The 23,717-nt window shown below is 58.5% G+C and carries 18 protein-coding genes; 2 read left to right on the top strand and 16 right to left on the bottom strand.

What is annotated here, in order from left to right:
* Positions 1 to 6: 6 nt before the first annotated feature.
* The 4 genes from ribBA to glyA form a co-directional block, all read right to left on the bottom strand.
* Positions 7 to 1,122: a bifunctional 3,4-dihydroxy-2-butanone-4-phosphate synthase/GTP cyclohydrolase II gene (gene ribBA, locus G7W63_RS13550; RefSeq protein ID WP_166259039.1), complete on the bottom strand. Its 1,116-nt coding sequence runs from the start codon at positions 1,120 to 1,122 to the stop codon at positions 7 to 9.
* 130 nt (positions 1,123 to 1,252) lie between these two features.
* The gene (gene ribD / locus G7W63_RS13545) at positions 1,253 to 2,383 is read right to left on the bottom strand and encodes a bifunctional diaminohydroxyphosphoribosylaminopyrimidine deaminase/5-amino-6-(5-phosphoribosylamino)uracil reductase RibD (RefSeq protein ID WP_166259036.1); all 1,131 of its coding nucleotides are present in this window, start codon (positions 2,381 to 2,383) and stop codon (positions 1,253 to 1,255) included.
* Positions 2,380 to 2,904 carry a transcriptional regulator NrdR gene (nrdR, locus tag G7W63_RS13540; protein ID WP_166259033.1) on the bottom strand — a complete coding sequence of 175 codons (525 nt, stop codon included), beginning with the start codon at positions 2,902 to 2,904 and terminating at the stop codon, positions 2,380 to 2,382. The genes ribD and nrdR overlap by 4 nt, the downstream gene beginning before the upstream one ends.
* Before the next feature lie 49 nt (positions 2,905 to 2,953).
* On the bottom strand, positions 2,954 to 4,210 hold the full coding sequence (gene glyA, locus G7W63_RS13535; RefSeq protein WP_166259030.1) for a serine hydroxymethyltransferase: 1,257 nt from the start codon (positions 4,208 to 4,210) through the stop codon (positions 2,954 to 2,956).
* Between the two features lie 227 nt (positions 4,211 to 4,437).
* Here glyA and ettA point away from each other — a divergent pair, with 227 nt between their 5' ends.
* On the top strand, positions 4,438 to 6,099 hold the full coding sequence (gene ettA, locus G7W63_RS13530; RefSeq protein ID WP_166259027.1) for an energy-dependent translational throttle protein EttA: 1,662 nt from the start codon (positions 4,438 to 4,440) through the stop codon (positions 6,097 to 6,099).
* Positions 6,099 to 7,484 carry a DNA repair protein RadA gene (radA, locus tag G7W63_RS13525; protein ID WP_166259024.1) on the top strand — a complete coding sequence of 462 codons (1,386 nt, stop codon included), beginning with the start codon at positions 6,099 to 6,101 and terminating at the stop codon, positions 7,482 to 7,484. Before ettA ends, radA begins: the two co-directional genes overlap by 1 nt.
* Positions 7,485 to 7,527: 43 nt before the next feature.
* Here the strand turns inward: radA and G7W63_RS13520 are convergent, their stop codons facing one another.
* The 12 genes from G7W63_RS13520 to G7W63_RS13465 all read right to left on the bottom strand — a co-directional run bounded on the left by G7W63_RS13520 (position 7,528) and on the right by G7W63_RS13465 (position 23,644).
* On the bottom strand, positions 7,528 to 7,899 hold the full coding sequence (locus G7W63_RS13520) for a PilZ domain-containing protein (protein ID WP_166259021.1): 372 nt from the start codon (positions 7,897 to 7,899) through the stop codon (positions 7,528 to 7,530).
* Between the two features lie 79 nt (positions 7,900 to 7,978).
* Positions 7,979 to 9,049, bottom strand: a complete 1,071-nt coding sequence (gene hemE, locus G7W63_RS13515) for a uroporphyrinogen decarboxylase (RefSeq protein WP_166259018.1) — start codon at positions 9,047 to 9,049, stop codon at positions 7,979 to 7,981.
* Between the two features lie 29 nt (positions 9,050 to 9,078).
* The gene (locus tag G7W63_RS13510) at positions 9,079 to 10,497 is read right to left on the bottom strand and encodes an FAD-dependent oxidoreductase (protein WP_166259166.1); all 1,419 of its coding nucleotides are present in this window, start codon (positions 10,495 to 10,497) and stop codon (positions 9,079 to 9,081) included.
* 92 nt (positions 10,498 to 10,589) lie between these two features.
* A complete protein-coding gene (gene gltB / locus G7W63_RS13505) occupies positions 10,590 to 15,038 on the bottom strand; it encodes a glutamate synthase large subunit (protein ID WP_166259015.1) in 4,449 nt (1,482 codons plus the stop codon).
* Positions 15,039 to 15,267: 229 nt separating this feature from the next.
* Positions 15,268 to 16,944, bottom strand: a complete 1,677-nt coding sequence (locus G7W63_RS13500; protein WP_242634424.1) for an AAA family ATPase — start codon at positions 16,942 to 16,944, stop codon at positions 15,268 to 15,270.
* 8 nt (positions 16,945 to 16,952) lie between these two features.
* Positions 16,953 to 18,053, bottom strand: a complete 1,101-nt coding sequence (gene aroB, locus G7W63_RS13495; protein WP_166259012.1) for a 3-dehydroquinate synthase — start codon at positions 18,051 to 18,053, stop codon at positions 16,953 to 16,955.
* Complete coding sequence (gene aroK / locus G7W63_RS13490; protein WP_166259009.1) at positions 18,046 to 18,612, bottom strand: shikimate kinase AroK; 567 nt, start codon at positions 18,610 to 18,612, stop codon at positions 18,046 to 18,048. The genes aroB and aroK overlap by 8 nt, the downstream gene beginning before the upstream one ends.
* A gap of 121 nt (positions 18,613 to 18,733) precedes the next feature.
* On the bottom strand, positions 18,734 to 20,791 hold the full coding sequence (locus G7W63_RS13485; RefSeq protein ID WP_423202293.1) for a type IV pilus secretin PilQ: 2,058 nt from the start codon (positions 20,789 to 20,791) through the stop codon (positions 18,734 to 18,736).
* A gap of 66 nt (positions 20,792 to 20,857) precedes the next feature.
* Positions 20,858 to 21,403: a pilus assembly protein PilP gene (locus G7W63_RS13480; RefSeq protein ID WP_166259003.1), complete on the bottom strand. Its 546-nt coding sequence runs from the start codon at positions 21,401 to 21,403 to the stop codon at positions 20,858 to 20,860.
* Between the two features lie 2 nt (positions 21,404 to 21,405).
* Complete coding sequence (locus tag G7W63_RS13475; protein WP_166259000.1) at positions 21,406 to 22,017, bottom strand: type IV pilus inner membrane component PilO; 612 nt, start codon at positions 22,015 to 22,017, stop codon at positions 21,406 to 21,408.
* Complete coding sequence (locus G7W63_RS13470; RefSeq protein ID WP_166258997.1) at positions 22,014 to 22,580, bottom strand: PilN domain-containing protein; 567 nt, start codon at positions 22,578 to 22,580, stop codon at positions 22,014 to 22,016. Before G7W63_RS13470 ends, G7W63_RS13475 begins: the two co-directional genes overlap by 4 nt.
* Complete coding sequence (locus G7W63_RS13465; protein ID WP_166258994.1) at positions 22,580 to 23,644, bottom strand: pilus assembly protein PilM; 1,065 nt, start codon at positions 23,642 to 23,644, stop codon at positions 22,580 to 22,582. The genes G7W63_RS13470 and G7W63_RS13465 overlap by 1 nt, the downstream gene beginning before the upstream one ends.
* Positions 23,645 to 23,717 lie beyond the last annotated feature (73 nt).

The raw sequence follows: 23,717 nt of genomic DNA, 5'->3' as shown, positions 1-23,717 counted from the left end.
AAGCATTCAATTGGGCTCGTAAGGGACGTACTCAACCACTTCCAGATCAAATCCGGAGATGGCTGAAAACTTGATCGGGGCACTTAGCAGGCGCATCTTGCGAACACCGATATCCCTCAGGATCTGCGAGCCCGTTCCCACGGTAAAATAAACGCCTGAACTCCCCTTCCCGGCAGAGGCCCGGCCTTGGTCAAAAAATTCGTGAATTCTGTCCTCGAGGTTGTAGCTATCCTCACCACTGTTCAGCAGTACAACCACGCCCTGTCCGGATTCAGCAACAGCCTGCAATGCATGATGCAGAGGCCAGCTGTGGGAACCCTGACGACGGGCACCCAGGAGATCCCTGAGGGTATCGGTTATATGAACCCGCACCAGCGCCGGTTGATCGGGCTTAAGCTCACCCATCACCATCGCCAGGTGGGTTGCCCCCTGGATGGTGTCCCTGTAAGTACGCAGATTGAACACTCCGTATTCGGTTTCCAGATCATAGCGCTCGACGCACTCGATGGTACGCTCATGCATGGTGCGGTAGTGGATCAGGTCAGCGATGGTGCCGATCTTGAGATCATGGGTTTCAGCGAACAGCTCAAGATCTTCCCTTCTCGCCATTGAGCCGTCGTCGTTCATGATCTCGCAGATCACACCGGCCGGCTCACAGCCAGCAAGGGAGGCAAGATCACAGCTGGCTTCAGTATGTCCAGCACGGCTCAGCACGCCGCCGGCGTTGGCCATCAACGGAAAAATATGACCAGGCTGGACAAGGTCCTTGGCTTTAGCATTGCGGGCCACAGCTGCCTGGACGGTACGGGCCCGGTCAGCGGCCGAGATTCCGGTGGTGACCCCTTCCGCGGCCTCAATGGACAGCGTGAACTTGGTGCCGAACCCGGAAGCATTCCGGTCCACCATAAGTGGTAATTCGAGCATTTCACAACGCTCACGGGTCATCGGCATGCAGATCAGGCCACGACCAAACCGCGCCATGAAGTTGATGGCAGCAGGCGTGCAGAACTCGGCGGCCATGACCAGGTCGCCTTCGTTTTCACGATCCTCATCGTCCATCAGGATAACCATCTTGCCCTGACGAATGTCTTCAATAATGTCTTCAATTTTGTTCAGAGCCATATGGCGTAACACCCTTGGGCCGGCCTTTGTCGGGAGGCAGGCAGTCCATTGATTCCGTTGATTACTGTGTTCTGACCGTTTCAGACCAGTGCCACAGGACAGCTATTGGCCGTTGAGCCTGGCCGGTTGGTTATCCAGATAACCGGTGGTGGCGCTTGAGTATCCAACGCTGGTCATCGCCGATCTGGCGCCTGTCCACGACCTGCCACTGAATTCTGTCTGCCATCATCTCCAGCGGCACGGTTACCGTTGGTCGTGCCTCGCTGCCAAGGAAAACAGGCGCCTGGTAAAGCCAGAACTCATCCACCAGGCCTTCAGTAACGAAAGCCCCCGCCAGACGGGGGCCGGCCTCAACCAGCAGTTCATTAATTCCTATCTCGCCGAGGGTATCAAGCACCTCATCCAGGTTGACACCGTTGTCCTGCCAGCCAATGCCTGTAATACCGACACCCAGCGCGGCCAGATCCTGGGCAGGGGCCGTGCTGAGCGCCCGGGACGAGCAGAACACCTGCACGTTGCCTCCCTGCAGGATCCTGGCGCCTGGGGGCGTGCGCGCGTCGCGATCGGCAATTACCCTCAGAGGCTGGCGGGACGGTTCGGTGGCATGGCCGATATCGCCCATCTCTAAGCGGCGTACTGTCAGCGAGGGGTCGTCTGCCAGGACCGTACCCACCCCTGTCAGTATGGCGTCGCTCAAGCCGCGCAGGCGCTGGACATCCTGGCGCGCAGCCGCGCCAGTTATCCATTGGCTCTCGCCCGATGCCATGGCAGTTCTGCCGTCGAGGCTGGCCGCTACCTTGACGCGCACATAGGGTCGCCCCTGACGCATCCGCTTCATGAATCCGGGGTTAAGCTTCTCGGCACTGTCGGCCAGAGTCCCTTCCGTCACCCGTATACCTGCCTCCCGTAACTGCTGCAGGCCCCGGCCGGATACGGCGGGATTGGGATCCTTGGTGGCCGCAAACACATGGGCAACGCCGGCATCGATCAGGGCCCGCGAACAGGGCGGGGTACGACCAAAATGACTGCAGGGCTCCAGGGTCACGTACACGGTAGAACCACGGGCTTGCGGGCCAGCCTGACTGAGCGCCCGCACTTCGGCATGGGCTTCCCCTGCACGCTCGTGCCAGCCTTCACCAATCACATGGCCATCCTTTACAACAACGCATCCGACGCGAGGATTGGGGTGCGTTGAGTAACGGCCGCGCCAGGCAAGCTGAATGGCACGCGCCATAAACGCGGTGTCACGGGCATCGATCATTTCTGGCCTTTTGACTCACCGTTATCTGCCAGTACCTTGGCAACATCGACGGCGTCGGCGCCCTCACCCATCTGGGCTGAGAGGCGTTCGATCTCTTCCTTGAACTCGTTGATATCCTGAAAGCTGCGATAGACCGAGGCAAATCGCACGTAGGCAACCTTGTCCAACTGACGCAGTTCCGTCATGACTTCCTCGCCCAGGTGCATCGACTTGACCTCTCGCTCGCCGGTCGCCCGCAGCCGGAACCTGATACGGTTCAGGGCAGCCTCGATCTCCTCGATGCTCACCGGCCGCTTTTCCAGCGCCTTCATGATGCCGTCCCGAAGCTTGTCCTCATCAAAAGGCTGCCGGGTACCGTCTTGTTTGACCACCCGGGGCATCACAAGCTCAGCGGACTCGAAGGTGGTAAACCGCTCATGGCAGGACAGGCACTCTCTTCTGCGACGCACCTGGTCGCCCTCGGCAACCAGACGCGAGTCGATGACCTTGGTATCGGCTTCGCCGCAGAACGGACAATGCATACTCAATGCTCCAGGACAGGCCGGCAAAACCGGCACTCACAGTGAACGATCAGGCGCCGTACACCGGGAAGCGGGCGCACAGAGCTTCAACCTTTTCGCGGACCTTGACGTTGATGTCGTCATTCTCGAGGTTATCCAGAATGTCACACATCCAGCCTGCCAGGTCGCGACATTCAGCTTCACCAAAACCACGGGTGGTGACAGCCGGGGTGCCAATGCGCAGACCCGAGGTCACGAACGGCGACCGGGGGTCATTGGGAACCGCATTCTTGTTCACGGTGATGTGCGCGCGGCCAAGGGCGGCATCGGCGTCTTTACCGGTAATGTCCTGCTTGATCAGGCTGACCAGGAACAGATGGTTGGTGGTGCCGCCGGAGATCACGTCGTAGCCGCGGTCGATGAACACGTCTGCCATGGCGCTGGCGTTTTTGATTACCTGCTTCTGGTAGTCCCTGAACTCCTCACTCATGGCTTCTTTGAAGCAGATCGCCTTGGCAGCGATAACGTGCATTAACGGGCCACCCTGGCCACCGGGGAACACAGCCGAGTTCAGTTTTTTGTGCAGTTCGGGATCATCACAGGCCAGAATCAGCCCGCCACGGGGACCGCGCAGGGTCTTGTGGGTCGTGGTCGCAACCACGTGGGCATGGGGTACCGGATCAGGATAGACCTTCGCTGCCACCAGACCGGCGACATGGGCCATGTCCACAAACAGGTAGGCTTCAACCTTGTCAGCGATGGCCCGGAAGCGGGCGAAATCCAGTGCCTGGGAGTAGGCTGAAAAACCGGCGATGATCATCTTGGGCCGGTGTTCAAGGGTAAGCCGCTCGACTTCATCGTAATCAATCAGCCCAGTGTCAGTGTTCAGGCCATACTGGACGGCATTGTAGATTTTGCCGGAAAAGTTCACTGAGGCACCGTGGGTCAGGTGACCGCCGTGGGCCAGGCTCATGCCCAGCACCGTATCACCCGGCTTCAGCAGCGCCATGAAAACAGCCGAGTTGGCCTGGGAGCCGGAATGGGGCTGTACGTTCGCGTAGGCCGCGCCAAACAACTGTTTGGCCCGCTCGATAGCCAGGTTCTCCGCCACATCGACGTGTTCGCAACCGCCATAGTAACGCTTGCCCGGGTAACCTTCCGCATACTTGTTGGTCAGCACGGTACCCTGAGCTTCCATCACCCGAGGGCTGGTGTAGTTCTCCGACGCAATCAGCTCTATGTGAGCTTCCTGCCTTGCTGTCTCGGCCTGGATTGCAGTCCAGATCTCGTCGTCGTATCCAGCAATTTTCATATCACGGTTAAACATGTAGGCGCTGCCCCTGTGTGCTTAGTCTGGTCAACAGACACTGGAAAGATGCGGGTGATGAAAAGGGCCGCTATTCTAGCGTATTCCGGGCCCTGAAATCATCTTTTCAACAGTCCTGGGCCAATGGCTCGCCCCCGGTGGCGCAGATTGCCTTAAGCCGGCAGTTTCGCTACCTTAACAGGCTTGTTCAGAGACACCGGTCATCTACCGAAAGGATCCTGCCAGCTATGGCCCAGTACGTATTTTCCATGAACCGGGTAGGCAAAGTTGTGCCACCCAAGCGCGAAATCCTCAAAGACATCTCGCTGAGTTTCTTTCCGGGCGCCAAAATTGGCGTACTCGGCCTAAACGGTTCCGGTAAATCGACCCTGCTAAGGATTATGGCCGGTGTGGATCAGGATTACATTGGCGAAGCCCGCCCTCAGCCCGGCCTTAACGTTGGCTACCTGCCGCAGGAACCGGAGCTGGACGACAGCAAGAACGTCAAGGAAATCGTTGATGAAGCCGTGGCCAGCGTGCACAAAGCCCTCGCCGACCTTGAACAGGTGTACGCAGACTACGCCGAGCCGGATGCCGATTTTGACGCCCTGGCCAAAAAGCAGGGCGAACTCGAAAGCTTTATCCAGGCAGTGGATGGCCACGACATCGAGCGCAAACTGGACGTTGCCGCCGATGCGCTTCGCCTGCCGCCCTGGGACGCCAGCGTTGCCACCCTCTCCGGTGGTGAACGCCGCCGGGTTGCCCTATGCCGACTTCTGCTGTCGGGGCCGGACATGCTGCTGCTCGACGAGCCCACCAACCATCTGGATGCCGAATCCGTGGCCTGGCTGGAGCGCTTTCTCCACGACTTTTCCGGCACCGTGGTTGCCATTACCCACGACCGTTACTTCCTCGATAACGTGGCCGGCTGGATCCTGGAGCTAGACCGGGGCCAGGGCATTCCCTTCGAAGGCAACTACAGCCAGTGGCTGGAGGCCAAGGAGAAGCGGCTGGAAATAGAATCCAAGCAGGAGGATGCCCGCCAGAAGAGCATCAAGCATGAGCTTGAGTGGGTGCGTTCCAACGCCAAGGGCCGTCAATCGAAAAGCAAGGCCCGGCTGGCCCGCTTTGAGGAGCTCAGCTCACAGGACTTCCAGAAGCGCAACGAAACCAACGAACTGTATATCCCGCCCGGGCCTCGCCTGGGCGGCAAGGTGATTGAGGTGGAGGACGTCAGCAAATCCTTCGATGGCAAACTGCTGTACGAGAACCTCACCTTCCAGGTACCGCCGGGCGCCATCGTCGGTATCATCGGCGGTAACGGCGCCGGTAAATCCACCCTGTTCCGAATGATTGCCGGCTACGATCAGCCCGATACCGGCACCATCACCATCGGTGAAACAGTCAAACTTGCCTACGTGGACCAGATGCGCGACCTGGACGACAGCAAAACCGTCTGGGAAGAACTGAGCGATGGCCAGGACATCATCCAGGTGGGCAATTACCAGACCCCTTCCCGAGCCTATGTGGGACGCTTCAATTTCAAGGGTGGCGACCAGCAAAAGCGTGTAGGCGACCTCTCCGGTGGTGAAAGAAACCGCCTTCACCTGGCAAAGTTGCTGAAGGAAGGCGGCAACGTCTTGATGCTGGACGAACCCACCAACGATCTGGACGTGGAGACCCTCCGGGCCCTGGAAGAGGCTCTGCTCAATTTCCCGGGCGCCGCCTTGGTCATTTCCCACGATCGCTGGTTCCTGGACCGGGTCGCTACGCACATCCTGGCCTTTGAAGGTGGCAGTGAGGTGGTGTTCTTTGAAGGCAACTTCACCGAGTACGATGAGGACCACAAGCAGCGCAAGGGCGACTCGGCCCTGGTGCCTGAGCGCATGAAGTACAAGAAGCTGGCCTGATGGCAAAAACCCGGACCGCATACGTCTGCACCGAGTGTGGCGCTGACTACTCCAAATGGCAGGGCCAGTGCACGGCCTGCCAGGCCTGGAACACAATCACTGAAGTACGTGGTGTAAGCGGTTCGTCCGGAGGTTCGGGGGGCAGCCGGGGCGCCCGGTTCGAAGGCTTCGCTGGCAGCCTGGCTGCGGTCCAGACCCTGGGTTCGGTCAGTCTGTCAGAGCAGTCCCGGATCAGTTCCGGCATGCAGGAGCTTGACCGGGTACTCGGCGGCGGGCTGATCAGCGGTTCCACTGTACTCATGGGCGGACAGCCCGGGGCGGGCAAGAGTACCCTGCTACTGCAGACGGTGTGTCATCTCGCCGGAACCCTGCCAGCCCTGTATGTGACCGGTGAAGAATCCCTGCAACAGGTAGCCCTTCGGGCCCAACGACTGGGCCTGCCCACAAGTGACCTGAAGATGTTGTCCGAAACCAGCGTCGAGCGCATCATTCAGATTGCCGAAATCGAAAAACCTCGCATTCTGGTGGTAGACAGCATTCAGGTCATGCACGTCAGTGACATTGAGTCCGCGCCGGGCAGCGTCTCCCAGGTTCGCGAAAGCGCCGCTTTCCTGACCCGCTTTGCCAAGCAGACCGGCACCATCCTGTTCCTTGTAGGCCATGTTACCAAGGACGGCAGCCTCGCCGGCCCCAAGGTGCTGGAACACATGATCGACTGCTCCATTCTGCTGGAAGGCTCCAGTGACAGCCGTTATCGCACTCTCAGGGGCATCAAGAACCGGTTTGGCGCGGTCAACGAGCTCGGCGTCTTCGCCATGCTGGAGCAGGGCCTCAAGGAAGTAAAAAACCCCAGTGCCATTTTCCTGAACCGGGGAGATGAAGCCTCGCCAGGCAGCGTCGTCATGGTGGTCTGGGAAGGCACCCGCCCCATGCTGGTAGAGATCCAGGCCCTGGTAGACACAGCCCAGGGCAGCTATCCACGCCGGGTCGCAGTAGGCCTGGACCAGAACCGGCTGGCCATGCTGTTAGCGGTGCTGCATCGCCACGGCGGGCTCCACTGCGCCGATCAGGACGTGTTCGTCAACGTCGTCGGCGGTGTCAAGGTCAGCGAGACCAGTGCCGACCTTGCGCTTCTGGCGGCGGTAGTATCGTCATTCAGGGACCGCACTCTGCCCCAGGATCTGGTGATTTTTGGTGAGGTGGGTCTGTCCGGGGAAATCCGCCCCGTGCCCAGTGGCCAGGAACGCATCTACGAGGCGGCGAAACACGGCTTCACCAGGGCACTGGTGCCCAAAGCCAATATGCCCCGCAAACCAGTGGAGAACATGAAAGTCATTGCCGTCAACAAGCTAAGCGATGCGCTCACGGCACTTGAGGAGTTCTGACCGGGGCCGTTGGCAGCACACGGTCAGAGTCACTCAAAGCTATTCAGTCCCCGAGCATATGCGCCAGCTCTCGCTCCAGAACCGCTTGATCGCCCAGGTTCAGCTCAACCAGTCGCTTCAGGTGGGATGCGCTTTCCAGGTCAATGTACTGGCACTTGAAACCAAGCCGGCCGTCCTCGATATGCCTGAGCTCAACTGCCATCACAATACCAGTGGCCGCGCCGTCAAGGTGGATGGTAATTTCGAAGGGTTGCTTCAAGGGCGCGGTCCACTGCGCCGGACGCCTTACCAGGACGCCCTTGAGCGAGATGTCGAGCACTTCACTTTGCCACACCTCATCCTGACAGTGTATGTCACAGGGCGCGTCAAACAGTACCCGGTGAAAACGGCGTTTCTCTGATCTTGCATTTACCACACACAATCTCCGCCAACAAAGTAAGAAGCAGGCTGCCCTCGACCAAACTATAGAGCTGCTGCTGCTTCCACGCCAGTGGTTACTGCTGCTTGTGGTAAGCCGGACTCAGTTCGACCACTGCTTCGATAAAGGCGCGGGCATGCTCAGGGTCAACATCCGGCGTGATGCCATGGCCCAGATTAAAGATATGGCCGGTGCCTTCGCCAAAACGGGCAAGGATATCCGCCACCTCCTGGCGGATCCGCTCCGGTGGCGCGTACAGCATGGATGGATCCATGTTGCCCTGGAGCGTTACGCGGTCTCCGACACGGGCACGGGCTTTACCGATATCGGTAGTCCAGTCCAGACCCAGGGCATCGGCCCCGGTCTCCGCCATGGCCTCAAGCCACTGGCCGCCGTTCTTGGTGAACAGTATGACGGGTACGTGGCGGCCGTCCTGCTCCCGGATCAGACCATTGACGATTTTTTTCATGTACGCCAGTGAGAATGCCTCATAGGCCCAGCTGCTAAGCATGCCGCCCCAGGTGTCGAAGATCTGTACAACCTGGGCGCCGGCCCTGATCTGGCAATTGAGATAGTCAGTCACGGCGTCGGCGAGGTGATCAAGCAGCCTGTGCATGACCTCCGGTTCGGAATACATCAGCCGCTTGGCCTCCCGGAAATCCTTGGACGAGCCGCCTTCAACCATATAGGTAGCCAGGGTCCAGGGGCTGCCTGAAAAGCCGATCAGGGGAACGCTGCCATTAAGCTCCTGGCGGATCATGCTGACAGCATTCATGACGTAATCAAGGTCCACATCTGCCTTGAGCACAGGCAGCGCATCCACATCCGCTGCCGATCTCACGGTGCGCCGGAACTTGGGGCCTTCGCCGGTTTCGAAATACAGACCCAGGCCCATGGCGTCGGGGATGGTGAGTATGTCGGAGAACAGAATGGCTGCATCCAACGGATACCTTTCCAGGGGCTGCATGGTCACTTCACAGGCCAGGGGCGTGTTCTTGCACAGGCTGAGGAAGTCGCCCGCTTTGGCCCGTGTCGCCCGGTATTCCGGCAGGTAGCGCCCGGCCTGGCGCATCATCCACACCGGCGTGCGATCAACGGGCTGACGCATAAGGGCGCGCAGGAAACGATCGTTCTTTAGTTCAGTCATGCAAATCCTGTTTAGTCGGGAATAGAAGCTCAGACATCGAGATAATCGAGGATACCTTCGGCTGCCTGGCGGCCCTCCCAGATGGCTGTCACAACAAGATCCGAGCCGCGGACCATATCACCGCCGGCGAAAATCTTGGGATTGGAGGTCTGGAAAGGGAACTCTTCGCCTTCCGGAGCCTGTACCCGGCCAGAATCGTCGGTGGTCACCTCCAGGTCGCCAAGCCAGTCAGCAGGGCTCGGTCTGAACCCGAAAGCTACGAGCACGGCGTCCGCAGGGATCACTTCCTCGCTGCCAGCCACCACCTCAGGACGACGGCGACCATTCTCGTCAGGCTCACCCAGTCGGGTCTGCACAACTTTTACGCCTTCCACCTGATCCTCGCCAATAATGGCAATAGGCTGGCGATTGAACAGGAACTTGACCCCCTCCTCCTTGGCATTGCTCACCTCTCTGCGGGAGCCAGGCATGTTGGCTTCGTCACGACGGTAGGCGCAAGTGACACTGGCGGCCTGCTGCCGAATGGATGTGCGGTTGCAATCCATGGCGGTGTCGCCACCGCCGAGCACCACGACACGCTTGCCTTTCATGTCGATCAGCTCATCCTCCGGCTTGCTATAGCCGAGGCGATGATTGACGTTGGAAACCAGGAAAGGCAGCGCGTCATAAACCCCTGGCAGATCCTCGCCCGGGAATCCGCCTTTCATGTAGGTGTAGGTGCCCATGCCCATGAAGACCGCATCGAACTCGTCATAGATGTCCTGCATCATGATGTCCTTGCCCACTTCCGTGGACAGGCGGAACTCGATACCCATCTCTTCGAAGATCTGGCGACGCCGGGTCATGACCGTCTTTTCCAGCTTGAATTCTGGAATACCAAAGGTAAGCAGACCGCCGATTTCCGGGTAGCGATCGAATACCACCGGCTTGACGCCGTTGCGGGCAAGTACATCGGCACAGCCCAGGCCCGCCGGACCGGCGCCGATAATAGCAACCTTCTTGTCCGTCCACTTGACGTGGGAAAGGTCCGGACGCCAGCCCAGAGCGAAGGCGGTATCAGTAATGTATTTCTCCACCGATCCGATGGTCACCGCGCCGTAACCGTCATTCAGTGTACAGGCGCCCTCACAGAGGCGATCCTGCGGACACACCCGACCACAGACTTCAGGCAGGGTATTGGTCTGGTGGCACAGGTCCGCTGCCTTCATCAGGTTGCCTTCCGCTACCAGCTTTAGCCAGTTGGGAATGTAGTTGTGGACCGGGCATTTCCACTCGCAATAGGGATTGCCACATTCCAGGCAACGGTGGGACTGGACCGCGGCCTCTTCCTGCTTGAATGGCTGGTAGATCTCGCCAAATTCTTTCTTCCGTTTCTTTGCCGGCACTTTTTTGGGGTCTACTCGCCCAACTTCGACAAACTGGAAGTCATTGTTCAGTCTTTCTTTCATCACGATGCTCTCATCAGCTCAATTTCGAAAGGCGCAGTCATGATCAGGCCGATCACCTGTCCGCGCCCCCGACAAAAGGGTCGTTGCTGTCGTTACTCCGGACGGCCGCGGGTGGTCGCCAGCAGACTCCGGAGACTGGCGGCTTTTGGTTTCACCAGCCAGAAACGCCCGATGTAGTCATCGAAATTCTCAAGAATATGACCGGCCCACTCGCTGCCGGTTTCCGAAACCTGCTCCCGCACCACACCCCGCAGGTGGTTCCGGTATGGTTCCATGTCCTCGCTGGATATACGCTGGATTTCCACAAGCTCGTGGTTGTACTTGTCCACAAAGGTATTGTTTTCATCCAGCACGTAGGCAAAGCCTCCGGTCATGCCGGCACCGAAGTTATGACCGGTGGTACCAAGCACGGTCACCAGTCCTCCGGTCATATATTCACAACAGTGGTCGCCAACCCCTTCTACCACAGCATGGGCGCCGGAGTTGCGTACCCCAAAGCGCTCGCCCGCGGTACCGGCAGCAAACAGCTTGCCGCCCGTGGCCCCGTAGAGGCAGGTGTTGCCGACGATAGAGGTTTCCTGGGATTTGAAGCTGCTGACCCTGGGTGGCTTGACCACCAATTTGCCGCCGGTCATGCCTTTGCCCACGTAATCGTTGGCATCACCTTCCAGGTTGAGGTTGAGACCGGAAACGTTCCAGACCCCGAAACTCTGACCCGCAGTACCCGTGAGCTCAAGGGTAATTGGTGCATCGACCATGCCCTGATTACCGTGCAGGGCGGCGATTTCGCCGGACAGCCGGGCCCCGATTGAACGGTCGCAATTGGTCACTCGATAGGTCCAGGTGCCGCCGGCCTTGTTGGCAATGGCGTCAGAGGTATCACGTACCATCTGCTCTGCAAGGCCACCCTGATCGAAAGGCTCATTGCGATCAACCTGGCAGGTATGCGGTTTATCGGCTGGTATGTGCTCGTTGACCAGCAGCCGTGACAGATCCAGTTTCTGCTGCCGGGCAGTGTCGCCAGGCAGGCGCTCGAGCAGATCCGTTCGACCCACCAGCTCTTCCAGAGACTTGACGCCGAGACGGGCAAGCCACTCCCGGGTTTCTTCCGCCACGAAGCGGAAGAAATTCATCGCCATCTCCACCGTACCCTTGAAATGCTCGTCGCGCAGGTACTGGTTCTGCGTAGCCACGCCGGTGGCACAGTTATTCAGGTGGCAGATGCGCAAATACAGGCAGCCAAGAGCCACCATGGGTGTGGTTCCGAACCCGAAACTTTCGGCGCCCAGAATGGCCGCCTTGACCACATCCAGGCCAGTTTTGATGCCACCGTCCGTCTGTAACCGGATCTTGCCACGCAGGTCATTGGAGCGCAGAGCCTGCTGGGCTTCACTGAGGCCCAGCTCCCAGGGCGAACCGGCATATCGGATGGACGTCAACGGACTGGCCGCGGTGCCGCCGTCATAGCCGGAAATGGTGATCAGGTCGGCATAGGCCTTGGCGACGCCGGCGGCGATGGTTCCGACCCCAGGCTCCGATACCAGCTTGACCGACACCAGCGCCTTGGGATTGACCTGCTTGAGGTCAAAGATGAGCTGGGCCAGATCTTCAATGGAATAGATGTCATGGTGAGGCGGTGGCGATATCAGCGTGACCCCGGGCACCGAATAGCGCAGACGTGCGATCAGGTCGTTGACCTTGCCGCCGGGCAGCTGCCCCCCTTCCCCGGGCTTAGCGCCCTGGGCAACCTTGATCTGCATGACGTCGGCACTGCGCAGATACTCTGCGGTTACGCCAAAACGGCCAGACGCTACCTGCTTGATCTTGGAGCGCTTGTCGGTACCGTAGCGGGCCGGGTCTTCGCCACCCTCACCCGAGTTCGAACGGCCACCCAGGGCGTTCATAGCCATGGCCAGCGCTTCGTGGGCTTCCGGCGACAGAGCGCCCAGGGACATGGCCGCTGAGTCAAAGCGCGGGAAGATGGCCTCGACCGGTTCCACCTCAGACAGCTCAATGGCCTTGAGATCCTTACGGATGCCCAGCAGATCCCTCAATGTCGACACCGGCCGCTCATTCACAAGCGCGGCATATTCACGGTAAAGCCCGTACTCACCGCTTCTGACTGCTTGCTGCAGGGTCCGGATCACATCGGGATTAAAGGCATGGTATTCCTGGCCGTGAATGTATTTCAGCAGGCCGCCAGGGCTGATCGGCTTGCGGGGTTTCCAGGCGACGCTGGCAAGCAGTTCCTGATCCTGCTGGAAATCGAAAAAGCTGGCACCCTGAATGCGGCTCGGTACGCCCTTGAAACAGAGATCGACCACATCGTCCGCGATACCGATGGCTTCGAAAAGCTGGGCACCCCGGTAGGAGGTAATGGTCGAGATACCCATCTTGGACAAGATCTTCAGCAGGCCCTTGTTGATACCCTTGCGATAGTTATTCTTGGCTTCGATGGGATCCATCAGAAGCTCGCCGGTACGGATCAGGTCGTTCAGTACCTGATAGGCCAGGTAGGGATAGACCGCCGTAGCACCAAACCCGAACAGCACGGCAAAATGATGCGGATCCCTTGCCCAGCCCGTCTCAACAATAATATTGCAGTCGCAGCGCAAACCCTTGGCAACCAGGTGATGATGCACCGCACCGGTGGCCATAAGCGAGCTGACCGGCAGCTCACCTTCCTTGAGTTTCAGGTCGGTCAGCACCAGCAGCACGCTACCGTTTCGGACGGCTTTTTCAGCCTGCTCACACACCCCCTCTATGGCCTGCTTGAGACCAAGCTCCGGCCGGTAGCCCAGCGGAATCTGGACAACCTCGAAACCGGGGCGGTCGTTGGTGATGATGCGCAGGAATTTTGCAGGCGAAAGCACCGGCGTCGAGAGAATGATGCGATTGGCATGCTCCGGGGTTTCTTCGAACACATTCCGCTCGGCGCCAAGACAGGTCTCCAGCGACATGACGATGGCTTCGCGCAAGGGATCGATCGCCGGGTTGGTGACCTGGGCGAATTTCTGCCGGAAGTAATCGCCTACATGCCGCACGCGGCTGGAAAGCACCGCCATTGGCGTATCGTCACCCATGGAACCCACCGCCTCCTGGCCGTTTTCTGCCAGCGGTCGCAGGATCTGGTCACGCTCCTCATAGGAAACCATGAACATCTTCTGGTGGACCTGCAGCTGGTCCGTATCCATAAGCCTGAACTCGGGTGTGTCCTGGTTCAGGGTCGCCTCGACGCGGAGGCCATTATCCTTCAACCAGCGCTTGTACGGCTGGCTGCTTTTCAGGCGGTCATCTATATCCCGGGTATGGAGCAACTCACCGGATCCGGTGTCGATCGCCAGCATCTGGCCGGGGCCAACCCGGCCCTTGGCCACGACATCCTCAGGCTTATAACCGTAGGTCCCGATCTCGGACGCAACCGTGAAGAAGTCATCCTTGGTGATCACATAGCGGGCCGGGCGCAGGCCATTACGATCCAGCATGCACACTGCATAGCGGCCGTCCGTGAGTACCAGCCCGGCCGGACCATCCCAGGGCTCCATGTGCATGGAGTTGTATTCATAGAAGGCGCGCAGCTGGGAGTCCATGGTGTCGACGTTCTGCCACGCCGGCGGCACCATCATCCGGGCTGCCCGGAACAGATCCACGCCGCCGGCCATCAGCACCTCCAGCATATTATCCATGCTGGACGAATCGGAGCCGGTGAGGTTAACCAGGGGCTGCAGAGTCTGCAGGTCCGGCAGTTCCGGCGAGCTGAACTTGGATGCACGGGCAATGGCCCAGTTGCGGTTGCCCGAAACTGTGTTTATCTCGCCGTTGTGGGCCAGATAGCGGAAGGGCTGCGCCAGAGGCCAGCGCGGCATAGTGTTGGTGGAGAAGCGCTGGTGAAACACACAGATCGCCGTTTCCACCCGTGGATCACCAAGGTCCTGGTAAAAATTGGTGATGTCCGCAGGCATCATCAGACCTTTGTAAGAAAGGGTCCGATGAGAAAGGCTGCAGATATAGAACTCCTCGTCCTCAACCAGAGCCATTTCAGCCTGCCGACGTCCCACGAACAGACTGATCGCGAATTCCCGCTCAGTCTTGCCCGCTGACTCCACGAAAACCTGTTCGATACGCGGCAGGCAATCGAGGGCCATGGGCCCCAGGCAGTTGTTATCGGTTGGAACCTCACGCCAGCCGACCACCTCCAGGCCCTGATCGGTCAAGTGACGCTCAACCGCAGCCCGTGCCGCCTGGGCGCGGCTTTCGTCCGGACTGAGGAAAACCTGACCTATGGCATAAAGGTCGCTCAGGGTCTTGCCGAAGGTTTCGTCAGCAATTTTGCGCAGGAACGTATCCGGCTTCTGGATCAACAAGCCGCAACCGTCACCGGTTTTGCCATCTGCTGCTATACCACCCCGGTGGGTCATGCAGGTCAGAGACTCTATGGCAGTTTGCAACAACTTGTGGCTAGGCTGCCCTTTCATGTGGGCGATGAGGCCAAATCCGCAGTTGTCCCTGAATTCATCGGGATGATACAAACCTGTGGTCATAAGCGTTCTCTCGCAAAGAAATTCTTTTTCAATCAAAGGGATAAGAGCTATTATCGATAAAACTGCCCTTTGACACTGAAAATGGGGGCTGGCTATTTTACACGCGTAGAAGTACCTACTCAAACGATAGAGGAGTAGACAGGGTTTTACGACCTACGGTATCGGGTAGATTCAACCCCGCTCAAAGGCTTGCGGGGGCTTCACCTGGCGGCTCTCAGCCAGTTCACGGCTAGAGCGTGCCGAGCGGCCGAATCCAGGGTTGTTGTTGTCTCAGGGCTGGCGGAAACGTGTCTTGGGCGGCCCGGGCTTCCTGTTCGGAGTCAAACCTGCCATAGAATACCACAAACCATGGCTGGCCTTTCCTTTCGCTAAGCGTGTACTGCAACTGGTCAATATTCTTGTGCCGATTGAGGAAGTCCTCCGCTGTTCCCTCTTCAAAGCCAGCGATGAACTGGGCTGTGAAGGCGGCACTGTCCCGAACCTCTTCTGCCGGTATGAAACGTCCCGGCAAAGCCGGCTCAAAAGAGCCAGGTACCTCTGTCTGCGCCGCTGGAATCGCCTGCTCAAGCGAGAGCTCAACAATGTCACTGCCCGGCTCACTATCGGCCTCAACCGCTTCTGCCTCGGAACCTGCGGACGCCGAGCCAGAATCCGCCGGGCCTGCCCCGAGGGCCAGTGTTTCGACAGCCGACTCCTCCAGCCCAGCCTGGGGCGCCGCCTCAGACGCTGCTGGAGGCACCGCAGTCTGGTCATTATTGTCCCTTGCCAAGGCTTCGTCACTTACCTGTGTTAAGTGGGGCCGATCGTCCTGACGGAGGGGCTCTGGTGCCGGTGGAGGCGCGTTGCCGCCGCTCCCTGACCCCGCAACCGTGTCGTTCGTCCGCCTTTTCCCTTCATCTCCCGTAACTGCTTGCCCAGGCAACTCCCCGACTGAATCAGCACCTGAGGCTGACCGTTCAGGGCCCACGCTGATCATCTTGCGCACCACCACCGGAGCCTCTGCCATCGACTCAGCAGGCTCAGATACGCTGTCGTACTGCTTGGAAACCAGCCACCAAGAGAGCGCGAGTAGAATCAAAGCGAGTGCTGGCCACCTCAAGGCAGCCAACCCCGGCCCCGCCGCCCGCCGAGGCGGTGAGGCCAAGTCAAGCCAGACCGCCGGAGCCACCCGCTTGAGCCTGCCAAAACTGCCCTGACTGAGCTCATGAATACGGGCAAGATTGCGCCCTGACAGCAGCTCTTCTGTCTTACCCCCTGCTACCTGGACCCTCGGCTCCAGGTAGCGTCTGACATCCTCTTTGCTGAGAGGTTTGAGATGGATCTGGTGCACCCCCTGATCAACCATCCCCAGGGCCTGCACCAGATCGTCGGAGCCGCTAAGTACGGGTACGGCAGCGGACGTTGCATCCGCAGCCCGAAACGCTAACGCCAGCAGATTAATAACCTCCTGAGGCACCTGATCAGCGTTATCAACGAGCAGGACCAGACGCTGGCCACGTCGTGTTGAGCTTTCGCTCCAGCGGAAGAAACCGTAGACCGCATCCCGGGGCGAGCTGTTGGCTGGCAATGATTGGTGAGCAATGTTCAGCAACTCTCGTGACAGAGCCTGAGTGCTGGTCAATGCGGCCGACGGCAGGCGATGAAACGACAGGCGGCTGGACTCACCCCGGATCAGCTCTGCCAGAATCCGGGTTTTCCCGGTTCCCTTGGGACCGGTCAGCAGGAGTACCATGTCTCCAAAACCGCAAAGATGCCGAAGCGTTTCCAGGGCGTGCTGGCGCTGGGCATCAGGAAAAAAAGGCGAGTCCATGTCCAGGGGATCTGCACGCAGCCCATAATGGGTCTGCAGGCGTGAAAACAGGCTGCCTGATTCTGTGCCTCCCAGGGTGTCGTCCGTCGCTGCCATGGGGTCTGCTATTCCTGACCGGCGCCGCAGAAAAGCGCCAGCGTTTCATCAAGACAGGCATGATCAAACTCCGAGGTAATCACCGCGTCACCAAGAGCCTGCAGCAGGACCAGCCGCAGTGAACCACTCACGTTCTTCTTGTCCACCGCCATCAGTTTCAGGAAATCGGCAGGCTTCATATCGACAGGTGGACGGGCAGGTAGACCTGCCCTGAGGATAAGGGTTTCGCCCCGAACTCGGTCAGACTCTGGAATCAGCCCGAGCCGGGCGGAGAGGTCCAGGGCCATGAGCATGCCGGTGCCGACGGCTTCACCATGCAGCCACCGGCCATAGCCGGCATAGGTCTCGATAGCGTGGCCGAAGGTATGGCCAAGGTTGAGTATAGCCCGCAGTCCACCCTCTCGCTCATCCAGCGAAACCACCTCTGCCTTGCAGGCACAGGAACGGAATATGGCCTCGACCAGCGCTTCGGTTTCAAGCCGGGAGAGCGCGTCCACTGACTGTTCCAGCCAGCCTAGGAAGGCCTGGTCCCGGATCAACCCGTACTTGATGACTTCTGCCAGGCCAGCCGGTAGTTCCCGTTCGGGCAGGGTCGCCAGAGTGTCGGTATCGATCAGCACGACCTGGGGCTGATGGAATGCACCAATCATGTTCTTGCCCAGGGGGTGGTTAATGCCGGTCTTACCACCTACGGAGGAATCCACCTGGGACAGTAAGGTGGTCGGAATCTGGATGTAAGCCACACCACGCTGATAGCAGGCGGCTGCGAAACCCGCCATGTCGCCTACGACGCCTCCACCAAGGGCAACGATCGTGGTGCTACGGCTGTGCTGACCCTCGAGTAAGGCATCAAAGATCAGGTTGAGGGTCTGCCAGTTCTTATATTGCTCGCCATCGGGCAGAACCACGGAATCTACTTTCTTGCCTGCAAAGCAGCGGCTGGCCTGATCCAGATACAGGGGCGCCACCGTTTCGTTGGTAACGATCATGACCCGGTCGCCAGTAACAAAGGGCCCCAGGTCCCTGATACCCAGCAGACCCTGGCCGATCAGGATCGGATAGCTGCGATCAGCCAGCCCAACTTCAAGGTCACGATGGGTTTCACGCATGTCTGGGCCCTTCCTTTCTAACCTGGCGCTTATGACGAGGTGTTTTCGGGTCCATACGATTGATCAATTGCCGGACCACCAGCCTCGGACTTTTGCGATCGGTGAACATCACTAGGTCGGCCAGCTCGTTATAGAGAGGGTCGCGCATGGTGAACAAATCTCTTAACACGGCTTCAGGATCGTCGTTCTGCAGTAGCGGCCTATTCTTGTCACGACGGGTCCTCTCCACCTGCTGATCAATGGAGGTCTTGAGGTATACCACCAGGGCATCCTGTTTAAGGGTCTCATGGTTTTCGGGCTTCATCACGGCCCCGCCGCCTGTTGCTACGACAACCGCTTGCTGGTGTGCGAGTTCAGCCAGCATGGCGGACTCCCGCTGCCGGAAGCCCTCCTCGCCCTCGACATCAAAAATCCAGGGAATATTGGCACCGCAACGTTCTTCTATCAGCCGGTCTGAATCAACAAAACGATACCCAAGCTCGCGCGCCAAAAGCCGGCCAATGGTGCTTTTTCCAGCACCCATAGGGCCCACTAATACGATGCGTTTTGGCAAAGACATGCTACTCGCTCTTGTTGAACCTGGCGGGTGAGAATAGCACAGAGCCCCGGCAACCATAAGATTGCACCTACCTCGCAGCCAAAAAAAAGCCGCCCTGAGGCGGCTTTCAGACAGTGCCCGACTAGTCGATCAAGTCGCCCTTGAGAATCTTCGGCGTGATGAAGATCAGCAGTTCACTGCGCTCGTCAATGGACGTGTTGCGTGTAAACAGGCGCCCCAGGTAAGGAATGTCGCCAAGGAACGGGGTCTTTACAGTAGTCGTTGAACGCTCTGACTGGAAAATGCCGCCAAGCACTACGGTTTCACCATCCCGTACCAGCACCTGGGTGGTCACTTCGTTGGTGTTGATACTGGGTATACCGGCCGTTTCCTGGCCCCGGGAATCCTGGGCCACGGTCAGATCCATGATGATCTTGTCATCCGGGGTGATCTGGGGAGTGACTTCCAGCGACAGGGCAGCTTCCTTGAAGGATACTGAAGTGGCACCGCTGGAAGAGGCTTCCTGGTAAGGAATCTCTTCACCGGACTTGATTTTGGCCGTCTGACGATCTGCCGTAACAACTTTCGGTTGCGCCACAATTTCGGCCTGACCATCGCTTTCGAAAGCAGACAGCTCCAGATCTACCAGGAAGTCAGAGCCGATATAACCGAAGGATACTGACGAGGTGTTGGCACGGGCGACGCCGAGATCAACGTTCAGCCCACCAAGATCCAGTGGCGATCCACCAATGGGTGTCTGGCCGATGTTACCGCCGAACCCGAGGTTGTTCTCGCCTCCGTTAGCATTGCTTCTTCCTGCAGCACCCCACTGTACACCCAGCTCTTCGGCAAGGTCGGTCTGGGCGCGAACCAGACGGGCTTCAATCAATACCTGGCGGACCGGCACGTCCCAGGTACTGACCAGTCGACGGATCTGCTCAAGCTTGTCTACCGTTTCACGGACGCTGATGGTATTGGTGCGCGCGTCCGATGACACGAAGCCGCGACTGGAGATCAGCTCTTCGTCCGACTGAATCAGACCAACGATGTCTGCGGCCTTGGCATAATTAACCTGAATAATGTCCAAGCTCACTGGCGCCAACTCAGCGATCTGCTTGTTGGTTTCCAGTTCCAGGCGCTCCCTGGCTGCAATTTCATCAGCAGGGGCAACCAGAAGGACGTTACCGATCTGACGCTTGTCCAGACCCTTGGTCTTCAGGATCAGGTCCAGGGCCTGGTCCCAGGGCACGTTCTGCAGGCGCAGTGTGATGCTGCCGCTGACGGTGTCACTGGCAACCAGGTTGAGCCCGGTAAAGTCAGCAATCAACTGCAAAACAGAACGCACTTCGATGTCCTGGAAGTTCAGGGAAAGCTTGTCGCCGGTGTAGGGGAACTTGTCTTCGCGCCGGCTCTCGGCCTCCTCTTCTGACAATGGCTCGACACTGACCGTAAAGGTGTTGTCTGCCTGGTATGCAAGGTAGTCATAGGCGCCCTGGGGACGGATCTCGACGACCGCATCATTGCCTTCCATAAAGGTGTCCACCCGGGTGACGGGGGTGGCAAAGTCAGTCACATCAAGACGCCGGCGGAGATCTGCAGGCACTGGCGTGTCTTCCATCACCAGCCGAATCCGGCCCCCTGACTCGGACAGATCCACTGGTGTCTTGCTGTCGGCAAGTTGGACCACGATCCGTCCCTCACCGTTTTCGCCACGACGGAAGTCAACATTGGTCACGCCTTGACTCCGGGCGTTCGAAGACCGCGACATTGCCTGGCCCGAGGCAGAAGAGGCAGAGGATGCCGATGCTGCTGTGGCGCCAGAGCCGTCACCGATGGTCAGGATGATGGAGTCACCACTGCGGGACGAGGTATAGGTAGTGAGTTCCACCAGGTTGAAAATCAGCCGGGTCCGGTCATTGGTCTCAACCACCGTCATACTCTGGGCATTACCTGAGCCCAGTGACATATTCCGGCTGTTTAAGCCACTGCGGGTGTCCCGCAGGTCCACCGCGATCCGGGCCGGACGCTCGATGGTGTAGCCGGTCGGCTCGGGTGGCTGGCCGTCAAACTTCAGCGTCACCTGGGTCCGGTCCCCGGACAATGTGGAAAACTCCACATCCTTCAGGGTCACAGCACTGGCAAGGCCTGACATTGTTGCAAATACAATCATGCTTACGCATAAGGAAAGTTTTCTTAACATCGCGAGCCTCGACCCCAACCTGTTTTTATCGTGCATTTTTCTTTCAGTATTCATAACTGGCGCTCCTCAACCCTCATTATCCAGCGAAAGGGATCGGGGGCGTTCAACCCAGCCTCCCCGGCCATTGGGTACAATCTCGACAAGCTCAATCCGGACCTCATTGACTCCGATGATCCTGCCGTAATTCTGTCCCATGTAATTGCCGGTGTTGACGCGGTGTACACCGCCTTCGTCATCGGCCACCAGGGCATATTGATTTCCGCCAGCACCTCGAAGCGTGCCAACCATTTTCAGAGACTTCAGGTCGAAGTTCTCCAGCACTTCCTTGGGACGGTCGAGGTCAGGTTCCACGTTACTCTGGGGCTGCTGGTCCACCATGGTGAGCTGCACTTCAATAGGTGGCTCGAAGGGCGACCGACGGTCCGCTGCCGAGTAGCTGAAAGCCTCATAGGCCTTGAACTCAGGAAGGGGGTCGACGTAGCCGCGCGGCTTCGCACGGGTCTCTTCCATAAAACGATCGATATCTGAAAAGCCGCTGCCTTGGGAACAGGCGGCCAGAAGCGACGCCATGCACACACTCAGCCAGGCTTTTACCGCATGCTGCTTTGCCATGCTTACTCTCCAGCCCGGTAACGGTAGGTGCGTGCCAGGACCTGCATATCCAGCCTGTCCGCCTCGCCCGCCGTTGGTTTGATGGTAAAATCATGCAGGGTCACAATCCTTGGCAGACTGGCCACGCTGCTGACGAAGGTCGCCAGTTCGTGGTACGAGCCTGATACCCGGATGTTGATCGGAAGCTCGACGTAGAAGTCCCGCCGTTGCTCGGGCTGCAGTTTGACTTCCTGCAGCGCCAGACCACTTCCTACTGCGGTATTGGTAATATCCTCAAGCAGACCCGGCACTTCGGTGTCGCTGGGGAGCTGCTTGACAAGGGCGCCAAAGGTTTCTTCCATCTCGACCATCTGGTTCTTGAATACTTCCAGGTTGGCGACCTTGTAGGCCTTCTGCTCGTACTGCTGACGCAGCTCGGCCTCCTTCGCCATGACCTGATCCAGCCTGCTGTACTGGTCCTTGATAAAGAACCAGTAGCCACCGCCGAGAATCAGCCCGAAAATAATCAGTACCACGATAGCCTTGACCGGCGCAGGCCAGATGCCGGCGTTGTTGACATCAAGGTCATTGACATCAAAGTCTTTCAGGCCTTTGAACGAGTCCGCGAGGCTCATTGTCCATCCTCCACTTCGGGCTCAGGTGTCTGCTGCTTCACCGACAGGTTGAACTGGCTGTAGCCTGCCCGCGCTGCATCGGCCGAGGCTACATTGGTCAGGTTGGGATCGGTAAACCAGTCGGATTCCTCGAACCGTCTCATCAGTGCCGAGATACGGCTGTTGGACTCAGCCATCCCCACAATTGAGATGATCTCATTGTTCTTTTTGAGATCCTGGTAATACAGGCCTTCCGGCAGGGTTCTGACCAGCTCATCAAACACCCGTACAATAACGGGACGCTTGCCCTGCAGATCTTGAATGACCCGCATGCGGGCGAGAAGCTCATCACGCTTGCGCTTGAGGTTTTCGATCTCGGTAATCTGGCTGTCGAGTTGCTTCATCGCGGTCTGGATGTAGGCGTTGCGGGATTCCTGGTAGGCAATTCTGGAATCCATATCCGACTTCCACAGGAAGGTGAGGCCAGCAGCGACAATGACAGCACCCAGAAGCATGACCACAAACTGCTGCTGCTTCTCGGCGCGAAGTTCCTCACGCCAGGGTCTGAGGTTAATCTTGGCCATTAGTCAAAGCTCCTCATCGCAAGTCCACAGGCAATCATCAGCGAAGGAGCGTCATTGCTGAGCGCAGATGCATTAACTCGAGAGCCGACAGCCATATCAGCGAAGGGATTGGCCACCAGGGTCGCCGTTCCGGTTTTTTCTTCCACCATCTCGGTCAGACCCTGGATGGATGCTGTACCACCCGCCAGAATCACATAATCGACCGTGTTGTACTGACTGGCGCCGAAAAAGAACTGCAGGGCCCGAGCGACCTGTTGAACCACCGCCTCACGGAAAGGCGCAAGAACCTCAGACTCGTAGTCGTCCGGCAGGCCGCCCTGTTTCTTGGCCAGGCCGGCCTCCTCCAGGGACAGGCCATATCGGCGCTGGATTTCCTCGGTAAGCTGCTTGCCGCCAAAAATCTGTTCACGGGTATATACGGTCTTGCCGTCGGCCAGCACGCTCAGCGTGGTCATGGTGGCGCCGACATCGACAATGGCCACGATCAGCTCTTCACCCTGGGCGTCGAGCTGAGGCTCGATCAACGAGAAGGCGCGCTCTAGGGCGTAGGCCTCTACATCGACAATCCTGGCAGTCAGAGCGGCAATGCCGAGAGCGTCTTCCCGGATATCAACATTTTCCTTCCGGCAAGCCGCAAGCAAGACGTCAACCTGATCGGGATTGGACTCGGACGCGCCCTGGACTTCGAAATCGATGGCCACTTCATCAAGGGGATAAGGAATGTACTGATCGGCCTCGAGGGCGATCTGATCTTCCATTTCAAACTCGTTGAGGCCGCCATTCATCTGAATGAGCTTGGTAATAACGGCCGAGCCCGAAACTGCGACCGCCGCCTGTTTAACGCCGGTACGGGCCTTTCCCGCCACACGCTTTAGCGCCTCGCCTACCGCTTCAACATCGGTGATATTTTTCTCTACTACAGCGTTCGCAGGCAGTGGTTCCACCGCGTAGCTTTCGACCCTGTAGCGCTCGCCCTGCTTAGAGAGCTCTAGCAGCTTGACCGAGCTGGAACTGATATCCACACCCAGGACTGCATTGGACTTCGTACCGAACAATCCGAACACGCGGTCACCCTATACCTGGTTACATGCACCCGGTTATATGTTTTTTAATTAAGAGAATTTCTGACACTTTATG

The organism is Marinobacter salicampi, from assembly GCF_011074795.1.
Taxonomy (GTDB): domain Bacteria; phylum Pseudomonadota; class Gammaproteobacteria; order Pseudomonadales; family Oleiphilaceae; genus Marinobacter; species Marinobacter salicampi.
The sequence above is the reverse complement of the archived record's forward strand: the minus strand, read 5'-3'. Positions and strand labels throughout refer to the sequence as shown.

Coding starts and splice junctions, on each gene's coding strand:
- ribD (WP_166259036.1), bottom strand. CDS start 2,383: ATGATCGATGCCCGTGACACCGCGTTTATGGCGCGTGCCATTCAGCTT.
- radA (WP_166259024.1), top strand. CDS start 6,099: ATGGCAAAAACCCGGACCGCATACGTCTGCACCGAGTGTGGCGCTGAC.
- G7W63_RS13500 (WP_242634424.1), bottom strand. CDS start 16,944: ATGGCAGCGACGGACGACACCCTGGGAGGCACAGAATCAGGCAGCCTG.
- hemE (WP_166259018.1), bottom strand. CDS start 9,049: ATGACTGAACTAAAGAACGATCGTTTCCTGCGCGCCCTTATGCGTCAG.
- ribBA (WP_166259039.1), bottom strand. CDS start 1,122: ATGGCTCTGAACAAAATTGAAGACATTATTGAAGACATTCGTCAGGGC.
- aroK (WP_166259009.1), bottom strand. CDS start 18,612: ATGTCTTTGCCAAAACGCATCGTATTAGTGGGCCCTATGGGTGCTGGA.
- G7W63_RS13510 (WP_166259166.1), bottom strand. CDS start 10,497: ATGAAAGAAAGACTGAACAATGACTTCCAGTTTGTCGAAGTTGGGCGA.
- aroB (WP_166259012.1), bottom strand. CDS start 18,053: ATGCGTGAAACCCATCGTGACCTTGAAGTTGGGCTGGCTGATCGCAGC.
- G7W63_RS13475 (WP_166259000.1), bottom strand. CDS start 22,017: ATGAGCCTCGCGGACTCGTTCAAAGGCCTGAAAGACTTTGATGTCAAT.
- glyA (WP_166259030.1), bottom strand. CDS start 4,210: ATGTTTAACCGTGATATGAAAATTGCTGGATACGACGACGAGATCTGG.
- G7W63_RS13485 (WP_423202293.1), bottom strand. CDS start 20,791: ATGTTAAGAAAACTTTCCTTATGCGTAAGCATGATTGTATTTGCAACA.
- G7W63_RS13470 (WP_166258997.1), bottom strand. CDS start 22,580: ATGGCCAAGATTAACCTCAGACCCTGGCGTGAGGAACTTCGCGCCGAG.
- G7W63_RS13480 (WP_166259003.1), bottom strand. CDS start 21,403: ATGGCAAAGCAGCATGCGGTAAAAGCCTGGCTGAGTGTGTGCATGGCG.
- ettA (WP_166259027.1), top strand. CDS start 4,438: ATGGCCCAGTACGTATTTTCCATGAACCGGGTAGGCAAAGTTGTGCCA.
- nrdR (WP_166259033.1), bottom strand. CDS start 2,904: ATGCATTGTCCGTTCTGCGGCGAAGCCGATACCAAGGTCATCGACTCG.
- gltB (WP_166259015.1), bottom strand. CDS start 15,038: ATGACCACAGGTTTGTATCATCCCGATGAATTCAGGGACAACTGCGGA.